Source organism: Massilia sp., assembly GCF_032106685.1.
Lineage (GTDB): Bacteria > Pseudomonadota > Gammaproteobacteria > Burkholderiales > Burkholderiaceae_D > Telluria.
The window spans coordinates 19,317-42,610 of record NZ_DAMCPG010000003.1 but is presented as its reverse complement, the minus strand read 5'-3'; the positions used below and the strand labels follow the sequence as shown (position 1 = coordinate 42,610).

Annotated in this window: 22 protein-coding genes; 4 read left to right on the top strand and 18 right to left on the bottom strand. The window is 68.2% G+C overall.

The window, feature by feature from the left end; translation table 11 throughout:
- Nucleotides 1-2: 2 nt before the first annotated feature.
- Complete coding sequence (locus RT688_RS03175; RefSeq protein ID WP_313703392.1) at nt 3-692, bottom strand: response regulator transcription factor; 690 nt, start codon at nt 690-692, stop codon at nt 3-5.
- 251 nt (nt 693-943) lie between these two features.
- Between RT688_RS03175 and RT688_RS03170 the strand changes: the two genes are divergently transcribed.
- From RT688_RS03170 to RT688_RS03160, 3 genes are read left to right on the top strand one after another with little or no spacing between them, the layout of a single operon-like run.
- Nucleotides 944-1,789 carry an alpha/beta hydrolase gene (locus RT688_RS03170; RefSeq protein WP_313703391.1) on the top strand — a complete coding sequence of 282 codons (846 nt, stop codon included), beginning with the start codon at nt 944-946 and terminating at the stop codon, nt 1,787-1,789.
- A gap of 35 nt (nt 1,790-1,824) precedes the next feature.
- Nucleotides 1,825-2,391, top strand: coding sequence for a dCTP deaminase (gene dcd / locus RT688_RS03165; RefSeq protein ID WP_313703390.1), 567 nt, complete (start codon nt 1,825-1,827; stop codon nt 2,389-2,391).
- Between the two features lie 54 nt (nt 2,392-2,445).
- Nucleotides 2,446-3,099, top strand: a complete 654-nt coding sequence (locus RT688_RS03160) for a cation transporter (RefSeq protein ID WP_313703389.1) — start codon at nt 2,446-2,448, stop codon at nt 3,097-3,099.
- Nucleotides 3,100-3,307: 208 nt separating this feature from the next.
- Here the strand turns inward: RT688_RS03160 and RT688_RS03155 are convergent, their stop codons facing one another.
- The 15 genes from RT688_RS03155 to wrbA form a co-directional block, all read right to left on the bottom strand.
- The gene (locus tag RT688_RS03155; RefSeq protein WP_313703388.1) at nt 3,308-5,563 is read right to left on the bottom strand and encodes an arginine/lysine/ornithine decarboxylase; all 2,256 of its coding nucleotides are present in this window, start codon (nt 5,561-5,563) and stop codon (nt 3,308-3,310) included.
- Between the two features lie 354 nt (nt 5,564-5,917).
- Entirely contained in the window at nt 5,918-6,412 is a 495-nt protein-coding gene (locus tag RT688_RS03150) for a dihydrofolate reductase (protein ID WP_313703387.1), read from the bottom strand.
- Between the two features lie 109 nt (nt 6,413-6,521).
- Nucleotides 6,522-6,716: a hypothetical protein gene (locus tag RT688_RS03145; RefSeq protein ID WP_313703386.1), complete on the bottom strand. Its 195-nt coding sequence runs from the start codon at nt 6,714-6,716 to the stop codon at nt 6,522-6,524.
- Nucleotides 6,717-6,756: 40 nt separating this feature from the next.
- Nucleotides 6,757-7,449 carry an MOSC domain-containing protein gene (locus RT688_RS03140; protein WP_313703385.1) on the bottom strand — a complete coding sequence of 231 codons (693 nt, stop codon included), beginning with the start codon at nt 7,447-7,449 and terminating at the stop codon, nt 6,757-6,759.
- Between the two features lie 15 nt (nt 7,450-7,464).
- Complete coding sequence (locus RT688_RS03135; protein ID WP_313703384.1) at nt 7,465-7,953, bottom strand: DUF695 domain-containing protein; 489 nt, start codon at nt 7,951-7,953, stop codon at nt 7,465-7,467.
- A gap of 7 nt (nt 7,954-7,960) precedes the next feature.
- Nucleotides 7,961-8,755, bottom strand: coding sequence for a thymidylate synthase (thyA, locus tag RT688_RS03130; RefSeq protein WP_313703383.1), 795 nt, complete (start codon nt 8,753-8,755; stop codon nt 7,961-7,963).
- 34 nt (nt 8,756-8,789) lie between these two features.
- Nucleotides 8,790-9,881 (bottom strand): threonine aldolase family protein, encoded by a 1,092-nt coding sequence (locus RT688_RS03125; RefSeq protein WP_313703382.1) that lies wholly within the window; start codon nt 9,879-9,881, stop codon nt 8,790-8,792.
- Nucleotides 9,882-10,074: 193 nt separating this feature from the next.
- Nucleotides 10,075-12,111 carry a Cache 3/Cache 2 fusion domain-containing protein gene (locus RT688_RS03120; protein WP_313703381.1) on the bottom strand — a complete coding sequence of 679 codons (2,037 nt, stop codon included), beginning with the start codon at nt 12,109-12,111 and terminating at the stop codon, nt 10,075-10,077.
- Between the two features lie 115 nt (nt 12,112-12,226).
- Complete coding sequence (locus RT688_RS03115) at nt 12,227-14,068, bottom strand: ABC transporter transmembrane domain-containing protein (RefSeq protein ID WP_313703380.1); 1,842 nt, start codon at nt 14,066-14,068, stop codon at nt 12,227-12,229.
- A 31-nt stretch (nt 14,069-14,099) separates the two neighbouring features.
- Complete coding sequence (locus RT688_RS03110; RefSeq protein WP_313703379.1) at nt 14,100-15,173, bottom strand: carotenoid 1,2-hydratase; 1,074 nt, start codon at nt 15,171-15,173, stop codon at nt 14,100-14,102.
- Nucleotides 15,174-15,208: 35 nt separating this feature from the next.
- Entirely contained in the window at nt 15,209-17,785 is a 2,577-nt protein-coding gene (locus RT688_RS03105; RefSeq protein ID WP_313703378.1) for an FtsX-like permease family protein, read from the bottom strand.
- On the bottom strand, nt 17,773-18,192 hold the full coding sequence (locus tag RT688_RS03100) for a DUF4124 domain-containing protein (protein ID WP_313703377.1): 420 nt from the start codon (nt 18,190-18,192) through the stop codon (nt 17,773-17,775). The genes RT688_RS03105 and RT688_RS03100 overlap by 13 nt, the downstream gene beginning before the upstream one ends.
- A 28-nt stretch (nt 18,193-18,220) precedes the next feature.
- The gene (locus RT688_RS03095) at nt 18,221-19,630 is read right to left on the bottom strand and encodes an FAD-binding oxidoreductase (protein WP_313703376.1); all 1,410 of its coding nucleotides are present in this window, start codon (nt 19,628-19,630) and stop codon (nt 18,221-18,223) included.
- Entirely contained in the window at nt 19,623-20,021 is a 399-nt protein-coding gene (locus RT688_RS03090) for a DUF2069 domain-containing protein (protein ID WP_313703375.1), read from the bottom strand. The genes RT688_RS03095 and RT688_RS03090 overlap by 8 nt, the downstream gene beginning before the upstream one ends.
- Nucleotides 20,021-20,656, bottom strand: coding sequence for an NAD(P)H:quinone oxidoreductase (gene wrbA / locus RT688_RS03085; RefSeq protein WP_313703374.1), 636 nt, complete (start codon nt 20,654-20,656; stop codon nt 20,021-20,023). Before wrbA ends, RT688_RS03090 begins: the two co-directional genes overlap by 1 nt.
- Before the next feature lie 94 nt (nt 20,657-20,750).
- Between wrbA and RT688_RS03080 the strand changes: the two genes are divergently transcribed.
- On the top strand, nt 20,751-22,130 hold the full coding sequence (locus tag RT688_RS03080) for a YihY family inner membrane protein (protein WP_409521874.1): 1,380 nt from the start codon (nt 20,751-20,753) through the stop codon (nt 22,128-22,130).
- A 34-nt stretch (nt 22,131-22,164) separates the two neighbouring features.
- Here the strand turns inward: RT688_RS03080 and RT688_RS03075 are convergent, their stop codons facing one another.
- Entirely contained in the window at nt 22,165-22,470 is a 306-nt protein-coding gene (locus RT688_RS03075) for a DUF962 domain-containing protein (protein WP_313703373.1), read from the bottom strand.
- Nucleotides 22,467-23,294, bottom strand: coding sequence for an alpha/beta hydrolase (locus tag RT688_RS03070; RefSeq protein ID WP_313703372.1), 828 nt, complete (start codon nt 23,292-23,294; stop codon nt 22,467-22,469). The genes RT688_RS03075 and RT688_RS03070 overlap by 4 nt, the downstream gene beginning before the upstream one ends.

Sequence of the window (23,294 nt, the reverse complement as noted above, 5' to 3'; positions counted from 1 at the left end):
CCTCAATCGCGGATCAACTGGTAGCCGAGGCGGTACACCGTCTGCAGCGGCGAGCGGCCGTCGTCGAGGGTGCCGAGCTTGTGGCGCAGGCTGCTCAGGTGCACGTCGATGTTGCGGTCGAAGCGCGCCAGCGGGCGGCCCAGGCCCTGTTCGGATAGCTCGTTCTTGCTCACCGGGCGCCCGGCGTGGCGCGCCAGCACTTCGAGCAGGTTGAATTCGGTGCTGGTCAGTTCCAGCGGCTGGTTGTCCCAGGTGGCGCGGCGCTGCTCGGGCAGCATGGTCAGCTTGCCGACCGCGAGCACGGCGCCGTTGCCGCTGCCCGGCGCGGCTTCCTGGGTGCGACGCAGGATGGCGCGCACGCGCGCGGTCAGTTCGCGCGGCGTGCAGGGCTTTGTGACGTAGTCGTCGGCGCCCAGTTCCAGGCCGAGGATGCGGTCGGCGTCGTCGCCGCGGCCGGTCAGCATCAGTACCGGAATGCGGCTTTGGGCGCGGATGCGGCGCAGGGTGTCGATGCCGTTCAGCGCCGGCATCATCACGTCGAGGATGGCGATGGCGTAGCGCCCGGACAGGGCTTCGCGCGCGCCCGATTCGCCGTCGTGCGCGCAGGCGACCGAGAAACCTTCCTGCTCGAGGTATTCGCTAAACATGCCGACCAGTTCGGCGTCGTCGTCGATCAACAGTACGTGGTTCATCCGACGGATGATAGCAAAGCCGCCGCCGCGCCGGTCCAGGGCGGCGCGGTTTTTACCCAGCTTTACACCGGTATCGCGTGCTTGCGCTGGCGCCCCTGGGCAAGGTCTCCGCCAACAAGGCGGCGTGCGCCATCTCGCGCGCGTCGGCCATGTCGCCGAACTGACTGTAGGGGTTTCCCTCTAAACCGGGAACGCTCGGGACTTTGTCACATTACAATCGAAACCTGTCCAGTTTCGCTTCCCGTGTTTTCATGACCAAACCCTTGCTGCACTTCTGCCACGGTAACAGCTTCCCATCGGGCACCTACCGCCAGCTGCTCGACGCGCTGGCCGTCCACTACGACGTCCACATGACCGACATGGTCGGGCACGATCCGCGCTACCCGGTGGGCGACGGCTGGAGCGGGCTGGTCGACGAACTGGTCGCGCAGCTCGAGCAATACGGCCGGCCGGCGATCCTGGTCGGCCACTCCCTCGGCGGCATGCTCAGCACCATGGCGGCCGAGCGCCGTCCGGACCTGGCGCGCTGCGTGGTCATGCTCGATTCGCCGGTGGTGGCGGGCTGGCGCGCCTTCCTCTGGCGTCTGGTGAAACTGCTGGGCAAGGGCTCCAAGTTCTCGCCGGCGCGCTTCTCCGAGCGCCGGCGCAACGTCTGGCCCAGCCGCGAGGCGGCCTACCAGCACTTCATCGCGAAGGACATCTTCGCCGCCTGGGCGCCGGGCGTGCTGGACGACTACCTGGACGTGGGCCTGGCACCCCACCCGGACGGCGTGCAGCTGCGTTTCGACCGCGCCGTCGAGACCCGGATCTACAACTCGCTGCCGCACCACATGGGCGCGGTGATCCGCCACGATTTCCCGGTGCCGGTCGGCTTCATCGGCGCCGACCGCTCGGAAGAGCTGCGCCAGGCCGGGCTGGCGTCCACGCGCAAGCTGGTCGGCGCAAATTTCGTGATGACCGAAGGCTCGCACCTGTACCCGATGGAGCACCCCAAGCGCGCGGCGCAACTGACGCATGAAATGGTCGAGCGCCTGCTGGGCCAGGCGGCTGGACAAAATGGCATCGAGAAGCAGGACCGGCGCGGGCTTTTCGCGTAAAATCGCGGGATTTTCCGCATTCCCGAAAGAGCAGCATGGCAATCAAGAGCGATAAATGGATCCGCCGCATGGCGCAGGAAACCGGCATGATCGAACCCTTCGAGCCGGGCCAGGTCCGCGAGGCGGACGGCCGCCGCATCATCTCCTACGGCACCTCGTCCTACGGCTACGATATCCGCTGCGCCGACGAGTTCAAGGTCTTCACCAACATCAACAGCACCATCGTCGACCCGAAGAACTTCGACGAGAAGTCGTTTGTCGACGTGAAGAGCGATGTCTGCATCATCCCGCCGAATTCCTTCGCGCTGGCGCGCACCATGGAATACTTCCGCATTCCGCGCAACGTGCTGACCGTCTGCCTGGGCAAGTCGACCTACGCGCGCTGCGGCATCATCGTCAACGTGACCCCGTTCGAACCCGAGTGGGAAGGCTACGTGACCCTGGAGTTCTCGAACACCACTCCGCTGCCGGCCAAGATCTATGCCGGCGAAGGCTGCGCCCAGGTGCTGTTCTTCGAGTCCGACGAGATCTGCGAGACCTCGTACAAGGACCGCGGCGGCAAATACCAGGGTCAGCACGGCGTGACGCTGCCGAAGACCTGATACGGTTTTCGGTATCGCCTTGTTAGATTTGTATCATGTTGGTGAGGTGTAGCGATGGCTGATTGCTGCGGCGGCGGCTGCTCGACGGGCAAGCCGCCGGTCGATCCGCGCTACCGGCGCGTGCTCTGGATCGCGCTGGTGGTGAATTTCGCGATGTTCGGCGTCGAGCTGGCCGGCGGCTGGGCCGCCGGTTCGGTCTCGCTGCTGGCCGACGCGGTCGACTTCTTCGGCGATGCCGCCAACTACGGCATCTCCCTGTTCGTCCTCGGCCTGGCGCCTGTCTGGCGCTCGCGCACCGCGCTGGTGAAGGGGGCGACCATGGGCGCCTACGGCGCCTTCGTGATCGGCTCGGCCCTGTGGCATCTCGCCTCGGGCGTCGTGCCCGAAGCGCAGACCATGGGTGTGATCGGCGTCGCGGCGCTGGCGGCGAATGCGCTGGTGGCGGCGCTGCTGTTCGCCTTCAGGAAGGGCGACGCCAACATGCGCTCGGTCTGGCTGTGCACGCGCAACGACATGATCGGCAATGCGGCCGTGCTGCTGGCGGCGCTCGGCGTGTGGCAGTCCGGCACCGGCTTGCCGGACCTGTTCGTGGCCGGCGTGATGGGCGTGCTTGGCCTGAGCGCGGCGCGCAGTGTGATCAATCAGGCGCGGGCTGAGATAAAGGCCGGCGCGCCGGACTCGGTGCTGACGGTCGAGTTGAAGCGATAACCTAGGGTGGACACCTGTGTCCAAGCGGACTTGCCGCTTGCGCTCCCGCGGCGTTGAAAGAACCCGTCGTTCGCGTTCTGGCGTTGTGCCCAGGTGGTCCGGTTCGCATCGGCATCAAACCGCGTGGACACAGGTGTCCACCCTACGAAAACCCCAGACAAAAAAAGAGGAGCCAGCGGCTCCTCTTTTTACATCAGTGCTACCTCGTTCAGTCCTGCTTCACGCAGTCCACGAAGTAGCCCAGCTTGCCGTCGATCTCGCGCTTGACGAGACCGTGGACGTCGGTCTCGAAGCCCGGGAAGCGCTCGTTGAAGTCGCGTGCGAAGCGCAGGTAGTCGACGATGGTCTTGTTGAAGCGCTCGCCCGGGATCAGGAGCGGGATGCCCGGCGGGTAAGGCGTCAGCAGGATCGCGGTGGTGCGGCCTTCCAGTTCCTCGATGGCGACGCGCTCGATGTCGCGGCGCGCCATCTTGGCGAACGCGTCCGACGGCTTCATCGCGGGGACCATGTCCGACAGGTACATCTCGGTCGTCAGGCGCGCCACGTCGTACTGCTTGTAGAAGGTGTGGATCTGCGTGCACAGGTCGCGCAGGCCGCGCTCTTCGTAGCGCGGGTTGGCCGCGGCGAACTGCGGCATCACCTGCCACATCGGCTTGTTGCGGTCGTAGTCGTCCTTGAACTGCTGCAAGGCGGTGACCAGGGTGTTCCAGCGGCCCTTGGTGATGCCGATCGTGAACATGATGAAGAACGAGTACAGGCCGCACTTCTCGATGATGACGCCGTGCTCGGCCAGGTACTTGGTCACGATCGAGGCCGGGATGCCGGTCTCGCCGAACTGGCCGTCCAGCGACAGGCCCGGGGTCACGATGGTCGACTTGATCGGGTCGAGCATGTTGAAGCCCTCGGCCAGGTCGCCGAAGCCGTGCCAGTCGTCCTCGGCGCGGATCATCCAGTCTTCCTGGGTGCCGATGCCTTCCTCGCCTTCGACGTCCGGGCCCCAGACCTTGAACCACCAGTCCTCGCCATATTCGGCGTCGACCTTCTTCATGGCGCGGCGGAAGTCCAGCGCTTCCAGGATCGATTCCTCGACCAGGGCGGTGCCGCCCGGCGCTTCCATCATGGCGGCGGCGACGTCGCAGGAGGCGATGATCGAGTACTGCGGCGAAGTCGAGGTGTGCATCAGGAAGGCTTCGTTGAAGGCATCCTGGTCGAGCTTGACCGATTCCGACTCGCGCACCAGCACCTGCGAGGCCTGCGACAGGCCGGCCAGCAGTTTATGGGTCGACTGGGTCGAGAAGATCATCGACTGCTTGGCGCGCGGGCGGTCGCGGCCGATCGCGTGCATGTTCTTGTAGAAGTCGTGGAAGGTCGCGTGCGGCAGCCAGGCTTCGTCGAAGTGCAGGGTGTCGATGCGGCCGTCGAGCATCTCGCGCAATACCTCGACGTTGTACACCACGCCGTCGTAGGTCGACTGCGTGATGGTGAGAATACGCGGCTTCTTGTCCTTGGCTTCGCGCGCGAACGGGTTCGCCTCGATCTTGCGGGCGATCGATTCGGGCGTGAACTCGGCCAGCGGGATCGGGCCGATGATGCCGAGGTTGTTCCGGGTCGGCATCAGGAACACGGGGATCGCGCCGCACATGATGATCGAGTGCAGGATCGACTTGTGGCAGTTGCGGTCGACCACGACGATGTCGCCCGGCGCGACCGTCGAGTGCCAGACCATCTTGTTCGAGGTCGAGGTGCCGTTGGTGACGAAGTAGCAGTGGTCGGCGCTGTAGATGCGCGCGGCGTTGCGCTCGGACTTGGCGACCGGGCCGGTGTGGTCGAGCAGCTGGCCCAGTTCCTCGACGGCGTTGCAGACGTCGGCGCGCAGCATGTTCTCGCCGAAGAACTGGTGGAACATCTGGCCGATCGGGCTCTTCAGGAAGGCGACGCCGCCCGAGTGGCCCGGGCAGTGCCAGGAATAGGAACCGTCGTAGGCGTAGTTGACCAGCGCGCGGAAGAAGGGCGGCGCCAGGCTGTCCAGGTAGGCTTTCGCTTCGCGGATGATGTGGCGCGCGACGAATTCCGGCGTGTCCTCGAACATGTGGATGAAGCCGTGCAGCTCCTTCAGGATGTCGTTCGGGATGTGGCGCGAGGTGCGGGTCTCGCCGTAGATGTAGATCGGGATGTTCGAATTCTTGTGACGGATCTCCTGCACGAAGGCGCGCAGGCCGGTCAGGGCGAAATCGGTTTCCTCGAGCGAGCCGCCGCCGAATTCCTCGTCGTCGATCGACAGCACGAAGGCCGAGGCGCGCGACTGCTGCTGGGCGAACTGCGACAGGTCGCCGTAGCTGGTCAGGCCGAGCACCTCCATGCCTTCTTTTTCCATCGCCGCGGCGAGCGCGCGAATACCGAGACCGGACGTGTTCTCGGAACGGAAATCCTCGTCAATGATGACGATAGGGAAACGAAATTTCATCGACAGCTCCAAAGCGAAGCGCCGTGTGGGCAGCCGCGTCCGGTTGACGCGGCCCGCTCACACGGCACCGTAAAATTAAGAAGCGGATTTTCGCAGAAATTCCGCTGTCCGGTGAACATTTTTTTAGTAGGGTAACCAGATGGGCCCCGGTATGGCGCACTCTAGCAGAAGCGCGGCCTGGCCACCGCCATCTTGCCAAAGGGCGTAGGGTGGGCGGCTCCATCCGCATGGCCGATCCGATGCGGCTTGCGCGCCGCCCACGCGTTCAGCTGTTCGATGAAACCTCGCGGCGGATCACATGGAAGTTGAACGCGTCGGCGGCGCAGGAAGCGCCTCGATGCCGCCCGCGCCGGTTCAGCCGCCGACCCGACGCTCGTAGGTCACGTAATCGAAGTCGAAGCCCTGGCTTTCCGAATGATGGCGCTCGCGCGCCGTCTCCTGCCACACCTGCGGGTCGATGGCCGGGAAGAAGGTGTCGCAATCGAAAGTGCGCGCGATCTCGGTGACGACCAGGCGGTCGGCCTTGTCCATGGCGGCGCTGAAGATCTGGGCGCCGCCGATGATGCTGGCTTCTTCCTCGTCGCCGAGCAGGCCCATGGCGGCCTCGAGCGAGGTCACGGCCTCGACGCCCTCGTGGCGCCAGCCGGCGTTGCGGGTCACGACGATGTTGCGCCGCCCGGGCAGGGGACGGCCGATCGAGTCGAAGGTCTTGCGGCCCATGATGATCGGGCGGCCCAGCGTCACGCGCTTGAAGTGGGCCAGGTCCTCGGGCAGGTGCCAGGGAAGCTGGTTGTCGATGCCGATGCCGCGCGCGGCATCGATGGCCACCACCATGGTCAGGCGGCTCATCGGGCCACCGCCGTCGGCTTGTGGGAAGGAAGGGAGACTGCGCGCATGTGAAATCCTCGTTGCTGGCTTGATCGGAGCGCACAGATGGTGGGGCGGCGTGGGCTTCCTGTCAAGTTCGGCCGGCGCGCGCGCCCCAGTCGGCGGCGGGCAGGGTCGGCTGCGCGGCCTGGTTGTAGGCGGTCCAGGCGTTGTACATGCTGGTGTGGACGATGGCGAGCGAACGGGCCGCCATCGGCGGGCTCGGCCTGGCCTCGCGGATGGCCTGGAGGGCGACCTGGTTCCAGCCGACCACCGTGCCGGACAAGGTGGCGGGACCGGAAGGCGCAGGTAAGCCTGAGACGGCTTCAGCCGGCGCCCGATGCGTCCGGGGGCAGATCGAACAGGCCCTCGCCCTGCCAGCGCGGGGCGCCGGCGCTGGCGCCGGCCGGGACCGCCCTGGCGGCGTAGGCGGGACCGAACTTGGCCAGCAGGCGGGGAAAGGCGCGGCAATAGCTCGACTGGATGCCGGCCAGCCGGGCCAGCTGCCGATACTCGAGCACGGCGCCGGGAGGCATTGCGTCGAGCACCCGGCGCACGCGTTCGCGCCAGTCGTCCGGCCAGGGCGGCGCCAGTCGGCCCAGGTCGCGCACGGTGTCGCCGACGCGCAAGGCGCCGCCTGCGACGACGCGCGCCAGCATGCCGCGCCGTGCGCCCAGGGCGCGCGCGAGCCCGGGGCGTATGGCGTCGAGCTGGCCGCAGGCCTCGCATTGGAACATGAGGCGCAGGCGTACTTCGGGACCGATTTGCAGGAGGGTTCCGGAGACGAGCGGCGAGGTGTCGAGGTCGAGCAGCAGGTTTTCGCCCAGCGCATGCGCATGGAGCGCGAGCTCCTGGTAGACGGCTGCGCCGGCCAGCAGCAGTTGGCGCGGCGAGCGCGGGTCGGCATGGAGGTCTCCCTCGAGACCGGCGCCGGCAGCAGCGCGCGCGCTGGCGACCGGGGCCGGCGCCAGCGTGCGGGCGGGGCGCAGCGTCAATGCCAGGACGGTGCCGATGACCATTGGGAAAAGCCGGAGTCAGGAATGAAGGCGCTCGGGCGCGAACAGCTTGAAGACGTGGCCCGCTTCTTCCCAGTCGACGTCTTCCTTCATATGGTAGCGCCAGCCACGGATCCACTCGCGGCTTGGCAACAAGGCTTGCAGCAGGTCGTTGACGATTTCCGGGTCGTGCACGTAGAACGCGAGTTCGCAGGTGCCGTTCCAGGTGGAGCGCGCCAGGAACAGGGCATTGATCGCGTCCCGTTCGGTGCGGGTGGCCAGGATTGCTGCCTCGATCTCGTCGGTCAGTTCGAACAGCAGGGCACTCTCGGCAGGACTGGGCATGCCGTTGTCGACCAGGTCGACCGCGCCGAAGATGATCTCCAGGTGCCAGCAAAAGACCTCGCTGTACGGAAAGCTCAGCAGCGCCTCGTTCGCGACCAGCACCTCCGGCAAGCCGCCGCGGGTGGCATCGATCACCGTGTCGCGGCGCTCGGGAAGCTCGATACTGACTTCGCGGTCCTCCATCGCGCCGTCAGACCGCCACCGGCGCCTTGATCGCCGGGTGCGACTGGTAATCGACGACCTCGAAATCCTCGAAGCGGTAGTCGAACAGCGAGTCCGGCTTGCGCTTGATGACCAGTTTCGGCAGCGGCAGCGGCTCGCGCGAGAGCTGCAGCGTGGCCTGCTCCAGGTGGTTCGAATACAGGTGGCAGTCGCCGCCGGTCCAGACGAAGTCGCCGACTTCCAGGCCGGCCTGCTGGGCCATCATGTGGGTCAGCAGCGCGTAGGAGGCGATGTTGAAGGGCACTCCCAGGAAAATGTCGGCGCTGCGCTGGTAAAGCTGGCAGGAGAGCTTGCCGTCGGCGACGTAGAACTGGAACAGGGCGTGGCAGGGCGGCAGCTTCATCTGCGGGATGTCGGCCACGTTCCAGGCCGAGACAATCATGCGGCGCGAGTCCGGGGTATTCTTGATCTGGTCCATGACCTGGCTGATCTGGTCGATGTGCTCGCCGCTCGGGGTCGGCCAGTTGCGCCACTGGTAGCCGTAGATGGGGCCGAGGTCGCCGTTGGCGTCGGCCCACTCGTCCCAGATCGAGACGCCGTTCTCCTTCAGGTAGCCGATGTTGGTCGAACCCTGCAGGAACCAGATCAGTTCATGGATGATCGACTTCAGGTGCACCTTCTTGGTGGTCACCAGCGGAAAACCTTCCTGCAGGTCGAAGCGCATCTGGTGGCCGAACACGGAGAGCGTGCCGGTGCCCGTGCGGTCGGTCTTGAGCGCGCCGTGCTCTTTCACATGGCGCATGAAGTCGAGGTATTGGCGCATCGCGGTCCTTCGAATGAAAACCCGACATTGTAGCTTATGCAGGCGCGCGCAGTCTTTCCGCGAACAGGGCCAGGGCCGTGCGAACCTGTTCGTCGGACGCGGCGAGCATGTTGTCGCCGACGTAGAGCTCGAACCAGCTCGTGTCGGGCAGCACCCCGTGGTTCACGCGGTTGAACAGCCAGACGCCGTGCCGCTCCGCCAGCTCCTCGCGGATCGCCAGCGCGCGCTCGCGGCCGACGGGCAGGTGCAGGTGCAGCATGTTGGCCGCCGGCCGGGCCGGGTTGACGCGGATTTCCGGATGCGCGCGCAGCGCCTCGAACAGGAATTGCGTGCGGCGGAAGTAGTCGGGCATGGCTTCCAGGCGCGCATCGAACTGCATCGCCGCGGCCACGACGTAGGGCGAGCGGTGGATCACGTTGCCACCCTGGCGCTTGAACCATTCGGAGGCGCGGGCGACGAACTCGCGGCTGCCCGCGAGCATCGCGCCGCCGAGGCCGCCGATGCCCTTGTACAGCGAAACGTAGACCGAATCGAAGCCGGCCGCGATCTCGGCGGCAGTCCTGCCGTAGCCGGCGGCCGCTTCCCACAGGCGCGCGCCATCCATGTGCAGGTGGACGCCGCGGTCCTTGCAATGGGCCTTGATCGCGTCGAGCTCCTCCCACGCCGGCACCTGGCCGCCGATCTCGCGCATCGGGATTTCCAGGCCGACGGCGCCCAGGCGGTCGGGAATGGCGTCGAGATCCGCAGCCGTGAACGGGCGCTGCGGGTCGCCCACGCGCAGGGCGGCGAAGTGGCCGAGCAGCTCGTGGTTCGAGCGCTCGTGGACGAAGATGTGGGACGTCGGGTGCAGCGCGACCGGAGCGCCACCGCGGTCCTGGCTGGCCAGGCGCAGCGCGGTGACCTGGGTCATGGTGCCGCTGATGCAGAACACCGCGGCCTCGAAGCCGAGCAGGGCGGCGATCTTCTTTTCGAAGGCTTCGATCAGCGCGCCGCTGCCGTAGACGTCGTGCTCGACGTCGTTGGCTTCGCACCAGGCGGCCATGGCGGCGTACATTTCGGCGGGACGGCGGGCGCGGTGGCCGGGGAAGACGGTGTGGCAGCGGCGGATCAGGTCGGCGTCGGACAAGGCGGGCTCCGGGGGTGAGGGGTTGTTACTCTACACCGAAGCGGGGAAATGAGGGAAGGGCGTAGGGTGGGCTCTCGAGCCCACGCGGTCTGACCACGTGCAACCACGCGACGTCAAACGCACCCGACTGCGGAAGCGGACCAGTAAGCCCTGGCTCCATACCGCGTGGGCACAAGTGCCCACCCTACGCGAATCAGTCGTGGGTCAATGCCGGACGGCGTGCCGGACGGCGTGCCGGCGCAGCCAGGGCGCCGCCGGCCGCCTCATCCAGCCGGAACAAGCGCACGGCGCGCGCCAGCTGCGCGGCCTGGTCCTGCATGGCCTGGGCGGCGGCGCTGGCTTCCTCGACCAGGGCGGCGTTCTGCTGGGTCGATTCGTCCATCTCGCCCATCGCGCGGTTGATCTGCTCGATGCCGCTGGTCTGCTCCATGCTGGCGGCGCTGATGTCGGCCATGATGTCGGTCACGCGCGCCACGCTGGCCAGCACCTCGTCCATGGTGGCGCCGGCTTCGCTCACCAGCTTGCTGCCGGCCTCGACCTCGCTGCTGGAGGCCGCGATCAGGGCCTTGATTTCCTTGGCCGCGGCGGCGCTGCGCTGGGCCAGGTTGCGCACTTCGCTGGCGACGACCGCGAAGCCGCGCCCCTGTTCGCCGGCACGGGCCGCTTCGACCGCCGCGTTCAGCGCCAGGATGTTGGTCTGGAAGGCGATGCCGTCGATCACGCCGGTGATGTCGCCGATCTTGCGCGAAGCCTGGTTGATCGCGTCCATGGTGTCGACCACCTGGGCGACCATGCTGCCGCCCTTTTGCGCGACGTTCGATGCGTTGCGCGCCAGCTCGTTGGCCTGGTGCGCGTGCTCGGCGTTCTGGCGCACGGTCTCGGTCAGTTCGCCCATCGACGACGCGGTGGTGGCCAGGTTCGAGGCCTGGTGCTCGGTGCGCGCGCACAGGTCGAGGTTGCCGGTCGAGATTTCCTGCGAGGCGTTGGCGATCTGCTCGGCGCCGTCGCGCACGTTGCCGACCACCGAGGAGAGCTTGCTGCTGATGCCGTTCATGGCGTCGAGCAGGCGGCCGATCTCGTCCTGGCCGCGGCTGGACACGCGCACCGTCAGGTCGCCCTCGGCGATACGCATGGCGGCGTCGCGCGCCTCGGCCAGCGGGCGGGTGACGGCGCGCTGCACGAAGGCGTACAGGGCCACGGCGAAGGCGACCAGGGCCACCAGGCCGAACACGATGTAGCGGTTGCGCAGGGTGGTGGCCTCGCGCGTGATCTCGTCGACGTAGGTGCCGCCGGCGATGACCCAGTTCCAGTCCTTGAACCAGGTGTACACCGCGAACTTCTGGCGCGACTGCGCTTCGTCCCCGTTCTTCCAGTCGTACGCGATGCTGCCGTTCTTCGTCTCCAGCATCTCGCGGATGAAGGGGCGGCCGTCGGTGGAGCGGCTGTCGAGCGCGCTCTTGCCTTCCTGCGAGGGATGGACGACGAATTCGCCGAAATTCTTGCCCGGGGCGGCATTCAGGATATAGAAGTAGCCGGTGTCGCCGACCTTGATCGCGTGGATGCGTTCCTTCAGGTAGGCGACGTCGCGGCTGATGTCGATGCCGACGTAGAGCGCGCCGACCACCTTGCCGGCGGCGTCGCGCACCGGCGCGTACTGGGTGATGAAGGGCTTGCCGAACAGGGTCGCCAGGCCGACGTAGACCTTGCCGTCCTTGAGGGCGGCGTAGGCCGGGCTGGCGCGGTCGAGCTGGGTGCCGACCGCGCGCTCGCCGTTTTCCTTCTTGACCGAGGTGCTCACGCGGACGAAATCCTCGCCGCTGGCGGCGAAGATGGTGGCGTTGCCGCCGGTCTCGGCGGTGAAGCGGTCGGGGCCGCTGAAATCGAGGTTCAGGACCCGGTCGCCGTTCTTCAGGCTTGGCACGGGCTTGCCGCCGATGTCGACGGTATGCGCGCTGTCGAGCTCGAAAGCGCCCGGGTAATCGGCGGCGAAGATCTTGCCGAAGCTGACCGCTGTGTTCGACACGGTCTTGTTGAACAGCTCGACCGTGTTGACGACGCCGCGCAGTTCGCCCTCCATGCTGCGATGGGAGCGCTCCTCCAGCATGGACGAGGTGGTCATGGAAATCGTCACGATCAGGGCCGCGAGGACGGCGCCGACCAGGGCGAAGGAAAACACGCTGATCTTGGAGCCTACGCTCCAGCGGGCGGTATGCAGTTTGGTGTTGAACATGTTCGATAAAAGGGAATGCCGCTTCGATCGAACATCATAACTCGCGGTTATGCCGTGTAACAACAAATGTTGTCGATGGGAACTTCAAACTGTTGCATTCGCCCCCAATCGATATTCAATGTTCAACGTGTACGTGATGGAACTGCAGGGCCGCCAGTTTGGCGTAGATGCCGCCATGGGCCACCAGCGAAGCATGCGTGCCGGTCTCGACCACGCGGCCGTCTTCCATGACGACGATGCGGTCGGCGCGCTGCACGGTGGCCAGGCGGTGGGCGATGATGACGGTGGTGCGCCCGACCATCGCCGCTTCCAGGGCGCCCTGCACCAGGCGCTCGGATTCGGCGTCGAGCGCGCTGGTGGCTTCGTCCAGCAGCAGCAGCGGCGGGTTCTTCAGCAGGGCGCGCGCGATCGCGATGCGCTGGCGCTGGCCGCCCGACAGGCGCACGCCGCGCTCGCCGAGGAAGGAGCGGTAACCCTGGGGCAGGCGCTCGATGAACTCGTGGGCGGCGGCCATCTTCGCCGCGTTGATCACCTCCTCGTCGCTGGCCTCCGGCCGGCCGTAACGGATGTTCTCCATCGCGTCGGCCGAGAAGATCACGGTGTCCTGGGGAACGATGCCGATCGCGCCGCGCAGCACGTGCAGGTCGAGGTCGCGGATGTCGACGCCGTCGAGCAGGATGGAACCGGCCTGCGGGTCGTAGTAGCGCAGCAGCAGCTGGAACAGGGTGGTCTTGCCGGCGCCCGAGGGGCCGACCACGGCGACGGTCTCGCCGGGCTTGATGTCGAGCGAGACGTGGGACAGGGCGGCGCTGTCCTGGCGCGACGGGTAGGCGAAGCTCAGGTCGCGCAGGGCGAGCGCGGCGCCGCCGCCGCTGCCGACGCGTGCGGGCAGCGCCCGCGGATGGGCGGGATTGCGGATGCTGGACCTGGCCGCCAGCAGTTCGAGCAGGCGCTCGGTGGCGCCGGCGGCGCGCTGGGCTTCGCCCATCACTTCCGACAACGCGCCGATCGAGCCGGCCACGATCGAGGCGTACAAGATGAACTGGCCGAGGTCGCCGCCGGTCATCGTCCCCTGCAGGACGGCATGCGCGCCGAGCCACAGCACGAAGACGATGGTGCCGAACACCAGCACGATGGCCAGCATGGTGAGGAAGGCGCGCGCGCGGATGCGCTGCATGGCGGCCGCGAACGCCCCCTCGACAGAGCTGCCGAAGCGCTTCGCTTCGATCTTCTCGTGGGTATAGGCCTGCACGGTCGGCATGGCGTTGAGGATCTCGCCGGCCAGGGCCGAGGCGTCGGCGATGCGGTCCTGCGAATCGCGCGAGAGCTTGCGCACGCGGCGCCCGAACAGCACGATCGGCACGATCACCGCGACCAGGAGGCCGAGGATGATCGCGGTCAGCTTGGCGCTGGTCACGAACAGCATCACCAGGCCGCCCAGGAACAGCAGGGTGTTACGCAGGGCGAGCGAGATGCTGGTGCCGACCACGGTCTGGATCAGGGTGGTGTCGGTGGTCAGGCGCGACAGCACTTCGCCGGTCTGGGTGGTCTCGAAGAACTCGGGACTCTGGTTCACGACGTGGCTGTAGACGGCGGCGCGGATGTCGGCGGTGACGCGCTCGCCGAGCCAGGACACCATGTAGAAGCGCGCCGCGGTCGCGATCCCGAGCACGGTGGCGACGCCGAACAGGGCCAGGAAGGTGGCGTCGACGTTGCGGATGCTGTGCGCGCCGGCGGCCGCGCCGAAGCCGAGGTCGATCATCTGCTTGAAGGCGGCGGGAATCGCGAGCGTGGCGCCGGCCGCGAACAGCAGGGCGATGCCTGCCAGGGCGAACTGGCGGCGATAGGGGCGCAGGAAGGGCAGCAGGCCCTTGAAGGCGGCCAGGCTGCCCTTGGCCGGGGCGGCTGCGCTCGCCGGTTTGGTGGATGCGGTGCTGCTGGGGGAAGGCTTGCTCATCGTGGTGCTTGTTGTTGTTCTGTCTCTTTGATCATAGTTTCATGTCGCGCACGTAGCCGGTCATCTCGAGGTAGCCGCGGCCGGCCGGCACGCCATCGCGCGCGACGCTGACCGCGCCCTCCCAGTAGACGGCCCCGGTCGAACGGCGCGAGTCGAGTTCCTGGTCCTGCTGCAGGGGAACGAGCTGCCAGCGCGTGGCCCCGGTCGTAATGCTGGTGGCGACCGGATATTCGGCCTGCGTGCGCGGCGACTTCCAGCGCGCCGTCGGGGAAAAATTCACCTGCTCGGGCGCATAACGGGTGACGCGGCCCTGGGGATCGCGCACGGTGGCGTGCGCCCACAGTTTACCACCTCCCTTGGCTCTTATCTGGAAAGCCATCAGCGCCGAGCCGTCGTCGAGGTTGGCGCCGACCCAGTCCCAGCCGCTGGCCTCGGGCTGCAGCGCTTCGCTCGACCATTCGTGGTCGAGCCAGGCGCTGCCCGTGACCGCCCCGACGGCCCCGGCGCGGCCCGCCTTGCCGCTCACGCGCAGCTGCGGATGGCTGTAGTAATAGCTGGCGTGCCGCGCGGCCGCGCCCTTGCGCGAGTAGCCGCCTTCGCCCTGCACCAGCACCGGCTGGGTCGGGGTGAGCGTCAGTTCCAGCGTCATCTCGCCCGACTTCACGGAAACCTGGTACCGGCCATCCGCCGCCCGCGTCATGCGCCAGTCGTCCAGCTTCAGGTCGGTGTCGCCGGCCTTGGCCCAGGCCAGGCCGAAGCCCTCGCGCGCACTGCGCTCGTCGTGCACCAGGCGGCCGACGGCGGGATCGGACAGGGCGGCATGGCCGATCACCAGCTGGTGCGGGGCGAAAGCGCTCGGGTTGGCGGTATCGTGCTCGGTGCGGCTGCGAAAGAACGTGACCTGGAAGCCGAGCGGCTTGCCGGCCTCGGTCTTCAGCCAGCCGGTCACGTACCACCACTCGGTGCGAAAGTCCGGATGGGCGCCGTAGTCGGCGGGGAACTGCATGGGCCGGCCCGGCGTCACCGGCGCGAAGTCCGGCTTGGCCGCCTTGGCCCCCAGGGCACACTGGCAGGCCAGCAGCAACAACAGCAGAAGCGAACGCATTACCAGTCCTCCACGCATTACCAGTCCTCCCCGCATTACCAGTCCTCCCTTACTGCGCGCACCGGACCGCCCGACAAGGCGTAGCGCCCCGACACCAGCGCGGTCGCGACCGAGGCCGCGACCAGGACGAAGGCGACGATGCCGAGCAGGCCCCAGGGCAGGTGCAGCTGCATGGTCCAGTGGAAGGATTGCGGATTGACGACGAATACCAGAACGAGGCTGATCACGAGGCCCAGCGCGAAACCGCAGGCCACGCCCAGGGTGGTCAGAAGACCGCCTTCGCAGGCCAGGATGCCGAGCACCTGGCCGCGCGTGACGCCGACGTGGCGCAGCATGCCGAATTCGCGCGCCCGCGCCAGGGTTTGGGCGGAGAAGGTGGCGGCCACGCCCGACAGGCCGATGACGATGGCGATCGCCTCCAGCAGGTAAGTCACGGCGAAGCTGCGGTCGAAGATCTGCAGGCTGGCGGCGCGGATGTCGCCCGGCCGGGCCAGCTGCAGCGCCGGTCCGAACGGCAGCTGGCGCAGGGCGCGTTCGATCCGGTCCGCCTGTTTCTCGCCGCCGCGCTGTTCGCCGTCGATATAGATGGCGGCGTCGGTGACCGCGGTGTCGCCGGTGATGGCGCGGTAATCGGGCAGCCGGATCACGACCGAGCCGGACTGGTTGGCGTAGTCGCGCCAGACTCCGGCGACGAAGAAGGGCGCCGGCTTGCCGCCCAGCGGCAGGGTGATGCTGCCGCCGACGCGCGCGCCGTACAGGTCGAGCATCGCCTCCGAGACCCAGGCCGGGCGCGCCCCAGGCGGCGCCGGGCGCGATTCGCCGACCAGGAACAGCAAACGGCCCGGGTCGGCGGCATCGATGTCGCGCGCGATGAGGACCACGTCGGGGCGGTCGGCGGCCAGCGAGACCGGCCGGGTACGCAGGAACTGCACCTGGCCGACGCCCGGGGTCGCGGCGATCGCCCGCTGTTCCTGCGGGCCGAGCGAGCCGGTGGTTCCGCCCGACGCGGTGCGCACGTACAGGTCGGCCGGCAGGATGTGGCGCATCCAGTCGTCGACCGAGACCCGGAAGCTCGCCACCATGATCCCCATCGCCACCATCAGGCTGAAGCTGGCCAGCACGCCGCCCAGCGCGATCGAGGCCTGGCCGGGCGCGTTGGCCAGGCGCGAGAGCGTCAGGGCCAGCACCGGCGGCGGCTTGGGCCGGCGCAGCAAGGGGCGGCCCAGGAGGCGGAAGGCGGCTGCGGCCAGGCGCGGCATCAGGCCGATGCCGCCGATCAGCAGCAGGGCGATCGCGAAGTAGCCGAACAGCGGCAGCTCGAATACCGGCGGGGCGAAGGAGAAGGCGCCGGCCAGCACGAGGCAGGCCAGCGAGGGCCAGACCCGCGCGAGGTGTGACAACGCCGCCTCGTCGTTGCCGGACTTGAGCGCGACCGCCGGCCTGGCGCGCGCTGCCTCCAGGGCCGGCGCCAGGCAGCCGAGCAGGGCCACGCCCAGGCCGAGGGCGAAGAACACGCAGGCCGCGAACGGGGTGAACACGACCTGCGGCTTGATCCCCGGGAAGTAGCCGGCGCCGAGGTCGCCGCCGAAGAAGCGCAGGGCCAGCGCCGCCAGCAGGTAGCCGGCCGCCACCCCCAGCAGGGCGCCGACCGCGCCCAGGCTCGCGCCTTCGAGCAGCACCTGGCGCAGCAGCTGGCGGCGCTCGACGCCGAGCACGCGCAGCAGCGCGAACTGGCTGCGCCGGCGCATCACCGACAGCGCCTGGGTCGAGAACACCAGGAAGGCGCCGGTGAACAGGGCGACCAGGGCCAGCACGGTCAGGTTGACGCGGTAGGCGCGGCTCAGGTTGTTGTTGCGGCTTTCCTGCTCGCTGTCGTTCGGCTGCTGGACGCGAAAACGCCCCGGGAATTCGCGCTCCAGGTCGCGCGTCAAGCGTTGCTCGAACTCGGCGCGGTTCACGCCGTCGCGCAACTTCAGGTCGACGCGCGAGAGTTTGCCGAGCTGGCCAAAGCGCCATTGGGCGGCGCCGATGTCCATCACGCCGATGCGCTGGCCGGGACGGGCGCGCTGCACCGGGCCGGCCACGCGCAGGCTGAAGTCGCGCGTGCCGGCGCGCAGGGTGAGCGCGGCGCCGTCGCGCAGCTTCAGCCAGCTTTCGGCGGCGGGCGACAGGAAAATGGTGTCGTCGGCCAGCACGTCGGCGCCGCGGCCCTCGGCCGGCACGCCGAGCAGGTCGGGGGCGATGTAGCCGGCGCGCAGCGGGTCGATGCCGACGATGCGCAGCGCGCCTTTCGCGGCGGGCACGGCGGCTTGGAGCTCGAGCACCGGCGAGGCCAGGGCCACGCTTTCGTACCGGGCCAGGCGCGGGTAGATGGCTTCGTCGAACAGCGCCTCGCGGCCGGCGACCTGGATGTCGGCCTGGCCGGACAGGCTCTTGATGGCGGCGGAGAATTCGTTGAAAGCGGCGGCGTTGATCAGGTGGATCGCGAAACCCATGGCGACCCCGACCGCGATCGCCGCGATGGCCAGCAGGGCGCGCACCGGATGCGCGCGCCATTCGCCGACCAAGAGCCAGCGCGACAGGAGCGGGGAAAGGGAATTCAGGCCGGACATTCCACCGCCAGCGCCTGCGCCTGCCGCTGCGCCTTCAGGCGCGCGCTGGCCAGGGCGTCGCCGCGCAGCTTGCGCAGGTCTTCTTCAGCCCATTTCTGTTTCAGCCGCTGGCGCTCGCATTTCTGGCGCAGCGCGCCGGCCGACTTGGCCGCACGCTGGCGTTCGCGCTCGTCGGCGATGGCCGCCGCGGCGCGCTCCTTGTCGAGTTGCGCGAGGCGCAATTTATCCGACGCCAATTTCTCGGCGGCCAGCTTGTCGGGCGGCGGCGCCGCCTGCAGGGCCAGTTCGGCGCCCGTGCCCGCCGCGCAGGGCTGGTCGCCATAGCTGACCTTGCCGTTCACCGTGCATTTATAGATCGTTGCTGCCGCGACATTTTGCGCCACTACGCAGGCGGCGATTGCTGCCATCCATTTCACCATCGATGCTCTCCTGGTCTCAAAGAATTTTGCCAGGGTTCATAATGCCGAGCGGGTCGAGGGCGCTTTTGATGGCACGCATCATGTCCAGTTCGACGTCGTCCTTGTAGCGCTTCAATTCCTCGCGCTTGAGTGCGCCGATGCCGTGTTCGGCCGAGATCGAGCCTTCGAAGGCGGCCACGTTGTCGTGCACGATGCGGTTGATCGCATCCTGGTTGGCCAGGAAGGCGTCGTGCGAGCCGCCCGGCGGCGGCGCGACGTTGTAGTGCAGGTTGCCGTCGCCCAGGTGGCCGAAGCAGACGATCTGGCAGCCGGGAAAGTGCTCTGCCAGCTGGGCGTCGGTGACGACGATGAAGTCGGCGATGCGCGAGATCGGCAGCGAAACGTCGTGCTTGATGTTCTTGCCGGCCGCGGCCTGGGCCAGCGGGATGTGCTCGCGCAGCTGCCACAGCCCGCCCGACTGGGCATGCGAGGTGGCGACCACGGCGTCGATGGCCAGGCCCCCTTCGAGCGCGGCCTCGATCGCCGATTCGAGCAGGGCCAGGCCGTGGGCCTCGGACTCGCTGCTCGACACTTCCAGCAGGGCGTACTGGGCGTGGGCCTGGGCGAAGGGGCGCGGCAGGTGCGGGAAATGCTCGGCGACCAGGCGCAGGCAGAACGCCGACATCAGCTCGAAGGCGGTCAGGCTCGCGCCGCACACGTCCTGCATCAGCGACAGCAGGCCCAGCGCGCGCTCGGGCGACTCGACGGCGACCAGGGCCGTGACCGCGGCCTTCGGTTGCGGATGGAGCTTCAGCACGGCGGCGGTGATGATGCCGAGCGTGCCTTCGGCGCCGACGAACAGTTCGCGCAGGGCGTAGCCGGTGTTGTCCTTGCGCAGGCCGCGCAGGCCGTCCCAGATACGCCCTTGCGGCGTGACGACTTCCAGGCCCAGGCAGAGCTCGCGGGTATTGCCGTAACGCAGCACGGCGGTGCCGCCGGCATTCGTGGAGAGGTTGCCGCCGATGGTACAGCTGCCCTCGGCGGCCAGCGACAACGGGAACAGCAGGCCGGCCTCGAAGGCGGCTTCCTGGATCTGCTGCAGGATGCAGCCGGCCTGGACGGTGATGGTGCGATTGACGGTATCGACCTCGAGGATGCGGTTCATGCGCCGCAGCGAGAGCACCACCGCGCCGCCGCTGGCGTCGGGCACGCTGCCCAGCACCAGGCCGGTGCGCCCGCCCTGGGGCACGATCGGGACGCGGGCCTCGGCGCAGGCCTGCACCAGCCGGGCGACCTCGGCGGTGTCGCCGGGCAGCAGGACGGCGCGGGCGCGGCCGGTGAAGCGGCCGCGCCAGTCGGTCAGGTAGGGCGCCATGTCGGCGGCGTCGACCAGCACGCGCGGCGCGCCGACGATGGCGCGGCAGCGCGCGAGGAAATCCTCAGCCATGCGGCACTTTCACCTTGTCGAGCAGTTCCTTGGCCAGCTTCTGCGCGGCTTTCTTGTAGGGACGCAGGTAGAGCAGGGCGCAGGCGAAGTAGACGCAGACCAGGACGATCTCGCCGACCGCCATGATGCGCGAGGCTTCCAGCTCGTCGCTCCAGGCGCGCACGGCGCCCTCGGCGAAGTAGACCAGGATCACCATCGACGACCATTGCAGCGTGTAGAGGTCGCGCTTGATGACGCCGCGCAGGGGCACCAGCAGGGGCAGGGCCTTGAGCGCCAGCAGCGAGCCGCCGGGGTGCAGCGGGGCGACCCAGATTTCCCAGGCCACCAGCCAGCCGATCAGCCATATCAGGCTGGCGATGGCGCCAATGTGAAAGATCTTCGGGGTTTGCATCAGCGTGGTCCGTGCGGTTGGGTTTGCAACGGCAGTTGCAGCTTGGCGGCGGCCTCGGCCAGGCGGCGCCCGAGCGCGATGGCCAGGCGTTTCTCGTCCTCGGTGACCGGCTTGTCGCCGTCGATCCCGGCCCAGTGGGTGGCGCCGTAGGGGCTGCCGCCGCTGGCCGTGTTCATCAGTTCCGGATGGGTGTAGGGCAGGCCCATCACCAGCATACCGTGGTGCAGCAGCGGGATCATCATCGACAGCAGGGTCGCTTCCTGGCCGCCGTGCAGGCTGCCGGTGGAAGCGAACACGACCGCCGGCTTGCCGGACAGGGTGCCGGCCAGCCAGTCGGCCGCGGTGCCGTCGAGGAAGTACTTCATGGCCGCCGCCATGTTGCCGAAACGGGTGGGTGAACCGAGGGCCAGGCCGGCGCATTCGGCCAGGTCCTGCAGCTCGACATAGGGCGCGCCGGCGCGCGGGATATCCGGCTCAACCGCCTCCGACACCGTCGATACCGCGGGCACGGTGCGCAGGCGCGCCTCAACCCCGGGGACGCTTTCGACCCCCTGGGCGATGAGCTCGGCAAGTTTGCGGGTGGCACCATGGCGCGAATAGTACAAAACGAGAATAGTCAGAGTGGTCGGGTTCATCGTTGGTATTATAGGGTGCTTTGCTCAAATGACATGTCCCCGGTCGATGCTTGGTTGATCGCTGCTGGTTCATCGTCGATTCAATAACGAGAATATGCTATCCAAAACGGTTCACTCGATTTCGCGTTCCACCAGCGACATGTTCAGCGTCGGCGCCGAGCGCATCCGCGGCCTGACGCTGTTCGAGGCGCGCGATCTGGTGCGTTTCGCGCGCCGCCGCCTGCGCGAGGAAAGCCTGCCGCAGGTGGCAGGCAGCCTCACCTTCACGACCACGCTGGCGCTGGTGCCGCTGCTGACGATCATACTGGCGATTTTTACCACGTTTCCGATTTTCGGTCAGCTCCGCACGGCCCTGGAAACGTATTTCGCCCAGGCCCTGATGCCGAAGGCGATCTCGAACACGATCATCTCCAACCTGACCCAGTTCGCCAGCAAGGCCAAGGGCCTGTCGGCGCTGGGCGCGATCGCGCTGCTGCTGACCTCGACGGCGATGATGGCCATGATCGAGCGCGTGTTCAACCAGATCTGGCGCGTGCGCCGCCCGCGGCCGCTGGTGCAGCGCATGCTGGTCTACTGGGCACTGATCACGCTCGGGCCGCTGCTGTTCGGCCTGTCCCTGACCGTCACCTCGCAGCTGTTCACGGCCACCGGCGGCATCGCCAAGGCGGTTCCTTTCGTCGGCGCGCTGTTCGCGACCCTGTTTTCGACCCTGGCTTCGGTGGCGCTCACGACCGGCGCCTATACGCTGCTCTACGTCGCGGTGCCGAACCGTTACGTGAACTGGCGCGACGCCCTGTGGGGCGCGCTGGCGGCCGCGATCGCCTTCGAACTGGCCAAGCGCCTGTTCGCCCTCTTCATCCGCCAGTTCCCGGCCTACGCCATCATCTACGGCGCGCTGGCGGCGCTGCCGCTGTTCCTGGTCTGGATCTACCTGTCCTGGCTGATCACCCTGGTCGGCGCGGTCGTGGCCGCGGCGCTGCCGGTGGTGAAGTACGAGCGCTGGTGGCACGTGCCGGGCCCGGGCGGGGCCTTCGTCGATGCGATGGCGGTGCTCAAGGTGCTGCATGCAAACGCCCACGCGACCGGATCGAGCCTGGTGTCGAGCGCGGCGATCCGGGCCCACACCCGCATCGGCTACGACGAACTGAGCCTGCTGCTGGAACAGATGGTGGCGGCCGGCTGGGTCGGACGGGTCCAGGCCGAGGTGCCGAGCCATTCCCAGTGGGGCGGGGCGGCGCGCGCCGGGAGCGACGACTGGGTGCTGCTGGCCGATCCGGGCAAGCTGAAGGTGGCCGAGGTCTACCGCCTGTTCGTGTTCGGCGGCACGGGCGCGAGCGCCGGCCTGAGCGCGGCGGCGGCGCCGGATAGCGGCTCGCCGCTCGCGCTCGATACCGCGGGCCTGGCGCGGCACGTGGACGCGGCCGTGGCCCAGGGGCTGGACCAGTCGGTGGCGGAGTATTTCGAGACGCGTTGAGGCGTAGGGTGGGCACGGCGTGCCCACCCTACGATCACCAGCTCAGCTTCCCCGTCAGCATCTGCCAGTACATCACCCAGTCCGCCCTGAACGACAGCCAGGGCTGGTCGAAGGTCGCCGGCCGGTTCTTCTCGTAGCGGAAATGCCCGATCCAGGCGCCGCCGTAGCCCAGCACCAGGGCGGCCAGGCCCCACCAGGGGCTGCCGCTCAGCAGCGCCGCGAGCAGGGCCAGCAGGGCCAGCGAGGTGCCGACGAAATGCGCGCGGCGGCAGCGGCGGTCGGCGTGCTGGCTCAGGTAGTACGGATAGAACTCGCCGAAGCGCGTGTAGCGCGCCTTCATGCCGGTGTCTCCTCGGCCTTGAGCGTGCCGGCAAAGGCGATCAGGGCGTCGAGCACGGCGTCGGGCTGCTCGCTCATCAGGGAGTGGCCGGCGTCCACCGTCACCACCTTGCCGCGCGCGACCGCGCCGGTCAGCAGCTTCGTCGAGCGCGGCGGCGTCATCATGTCCTTGCTGCCAAAGACGAACAGCGCCGGGCAGGCCAGGGCGCGCGCCGCCGCCTCGCCGTTGGCGTAGGCGTTGCAGGCCGTGAAATCGGTATGGAACAGCTGTGCGGGATTGATCGCCGACATGCGCCGCATCAGCCGCTGCGCGCCGCCCATGACGGAAAAACCCGGCGCCGGGCTCGATGGCTTGGCCGCAATGGTCGAGTGCGACCAGATGTTGACCATGTCGATTGCCGTGGCCTCGTCGTCGCGCGCGGTGGCGAGCAGGGCGTCCGAGACCTTCATCGGATACGTCGTGCCGAGCATGGCGAGGCCGCGCACGCGGCCCGGTGCGCGGTGGCTGGCTTCGAGCGCGACCAGCGACCCCATGCTGTGGCCGACGAGCAGCGCGCGCTGTACGCCGGCCGCGTCCAGCAGGGCCAGCAGCCAGTCGGCCATCTGCTCGACGCTGGCCAGCGCCGGGCCGGCGCTGCGGCCGTGGCCGGGCAGGTCGACCGCCAGCACGCCGAAGCCGTGATGCGCGAACCAGCGCGACTGCAGGCCCCAGACCGAATGGTCGTTCTGGGCGCCGTGGATGAAGACGACGGTCGGCAGCGCGGCATCGAAAGCCTTGCCGCCGGTGTAGGCGTAGGCGGCGCGTTCGTTGACGTTGAAGATCAT

What these genes read in the sequence shown, in the direction of transcription:
- RT688_RS03175 (WP_313703392.1), bottom strand. Translation starts at nt 692, where the DNA reads ATGAACCACGTACTGTTGATCGACGACGACGCCGAACTGGTCGGCATG.
- RT688_RS03170 (WP_313703391.1), top strand. Translation starts at nt 944, where the DNA reads ATGACCAAACCCTTGCTGCACTTCTGCCACGGTAACAGCTTCCCATCG.
- dcd (WP_313703390.1), top strand. Translation starts at nt 1,825, where the DNA reads ATGGCAATCAAGAGCGATAAATGGATCCGCCGCATGGCGCAGGAAACC.
- RT688_RS03160 (WP_313703389.1), top strand. Translation starts at nt 2,446, where the DNA reads ATGGCTGATTGCTGCGGCGGCGGCTGCTCGACGGGCAAGCCGCCGGTC.
- RT688_RS03155 (WP_313703388.1), bottom strand. Translation starts at nt 5,563, where the DNA reads ATGAAATTTCGTTTCCCTATCGTCATCATTGACGAGGATTTCCGTTCC.
- RT688_RS03150 (WP_313703387.1), bottom strand. Translation starts at nt 6,412, where the DNA reads ATGAGCCGCCTGACCATGGTGGTGGCCATCGATGCCGCGCGCGGCATC.
- RT688_RS03140 (WP_313703385.1), bottom strand. Translation starts at nt 7,449, where the DNA reads ATGGTCATCGGCACCGTCCTGGCATTGACGCTGCGCCCCGCCCGCACG.
- RT688_RS03135 (WP_313703384.1), bottom strand. Translation starts at nt 7,953, where the DNA reads ATGGAGGACCGCGAAGTCAGTATCGAGCTTCCCGAGCGCCGCGACACG.
- thyA (WP_313703383.1), bottom strand. Translation starts at nt 8,755, where the DNA reads ATGCGCCAATACCTCGACTTCATGCGCCATGTGAAAGAGCACGGCGCG.
- RT688_RS03120 (WP_313703381.1), bottom strand. Translation starts at nt 12,111, where the DNA reads ATGTTCAACACCAAACTGCATACCGCCCGCTGGAGCGTAGGCTCCAAG.
- RT688_RS03115 (WP_313703380.1), bottom strand. Translation starts at nt 14,068, where the DNA reads ATGAGCAAGCCTTCCCCCAGCAGCACCGCATCCACCAAACCGGCGAGC.
- RT688_RS03110 (WP_313703379.1), bottom strand. Translation starts at nt 15,173, where the DNA reads ATGCGTTCGCTTCTGCTGTTGTTGCTGCTGGCCTGCCAGTGTGCCCTG.
- RT688_RS03105 (WP_313703378.1), bottom strand. Translation starts at nt 17,785, where the DNA reads ATGTCCGGCCTGAATTCCCTTTCCCCGCTCCTGTCGCGCTGGCTCTTG.
- RT688_RS03100 (WP_313703377.1), bottom strand. Translation starts at nt 18,192, where the DNA reads ATGGCAGCAATCGCCGCCTGCGTAGTGGCGCAAAATGTCGCGGCAGCA.
- RT688_RS03095 (WP_313703376.1), bottom strand. Translation starts at nt 19,630, where the DNA reads ATGGCTGAGGATTTCCTCGCGCGCTGCCGCGCCATCGTCGGCGCGCCG.
- RT688_RS03090 (WP_313703375.1), bottom strand. Translation starts at nt 20,021, where the DNA reads ATGCAAACCCCGAAGATCTTTCACATTGGCGCCATCGCCAGCCTGATA.
- wrbA (WP_313703374.1), bottom strand. Translation starts at nt 20,656, where the DNA reads ATGAACCCGACCACTCTGACTATTCTCGTTTTGTACTATTCGCGCCAT.
- RT688_RS03080 (WP_409521874.1), top strand. Translation starts at nt 20,751, where the DNA reads ATGCTATCCAAAACGGTTCACTCGATTTCGCGTTCCACCAGCGACATG.
- RT688_RS03075 (WP_313703373.1), bottom strand. Translation starts at nt 22,470, where the DNA reads ATGAAGGCGCGCTACACGCGCTTCGGCGAGTTCTATCCGTACTACCTG.
- RT688_RS03070 (WP_313703372.1), bottom strand. Translation starts at nt 23,294, where the DNA reads ATGATCTTCAACGTCAACGAACGCGCCGCCTACGCCTACACCGGCGGC.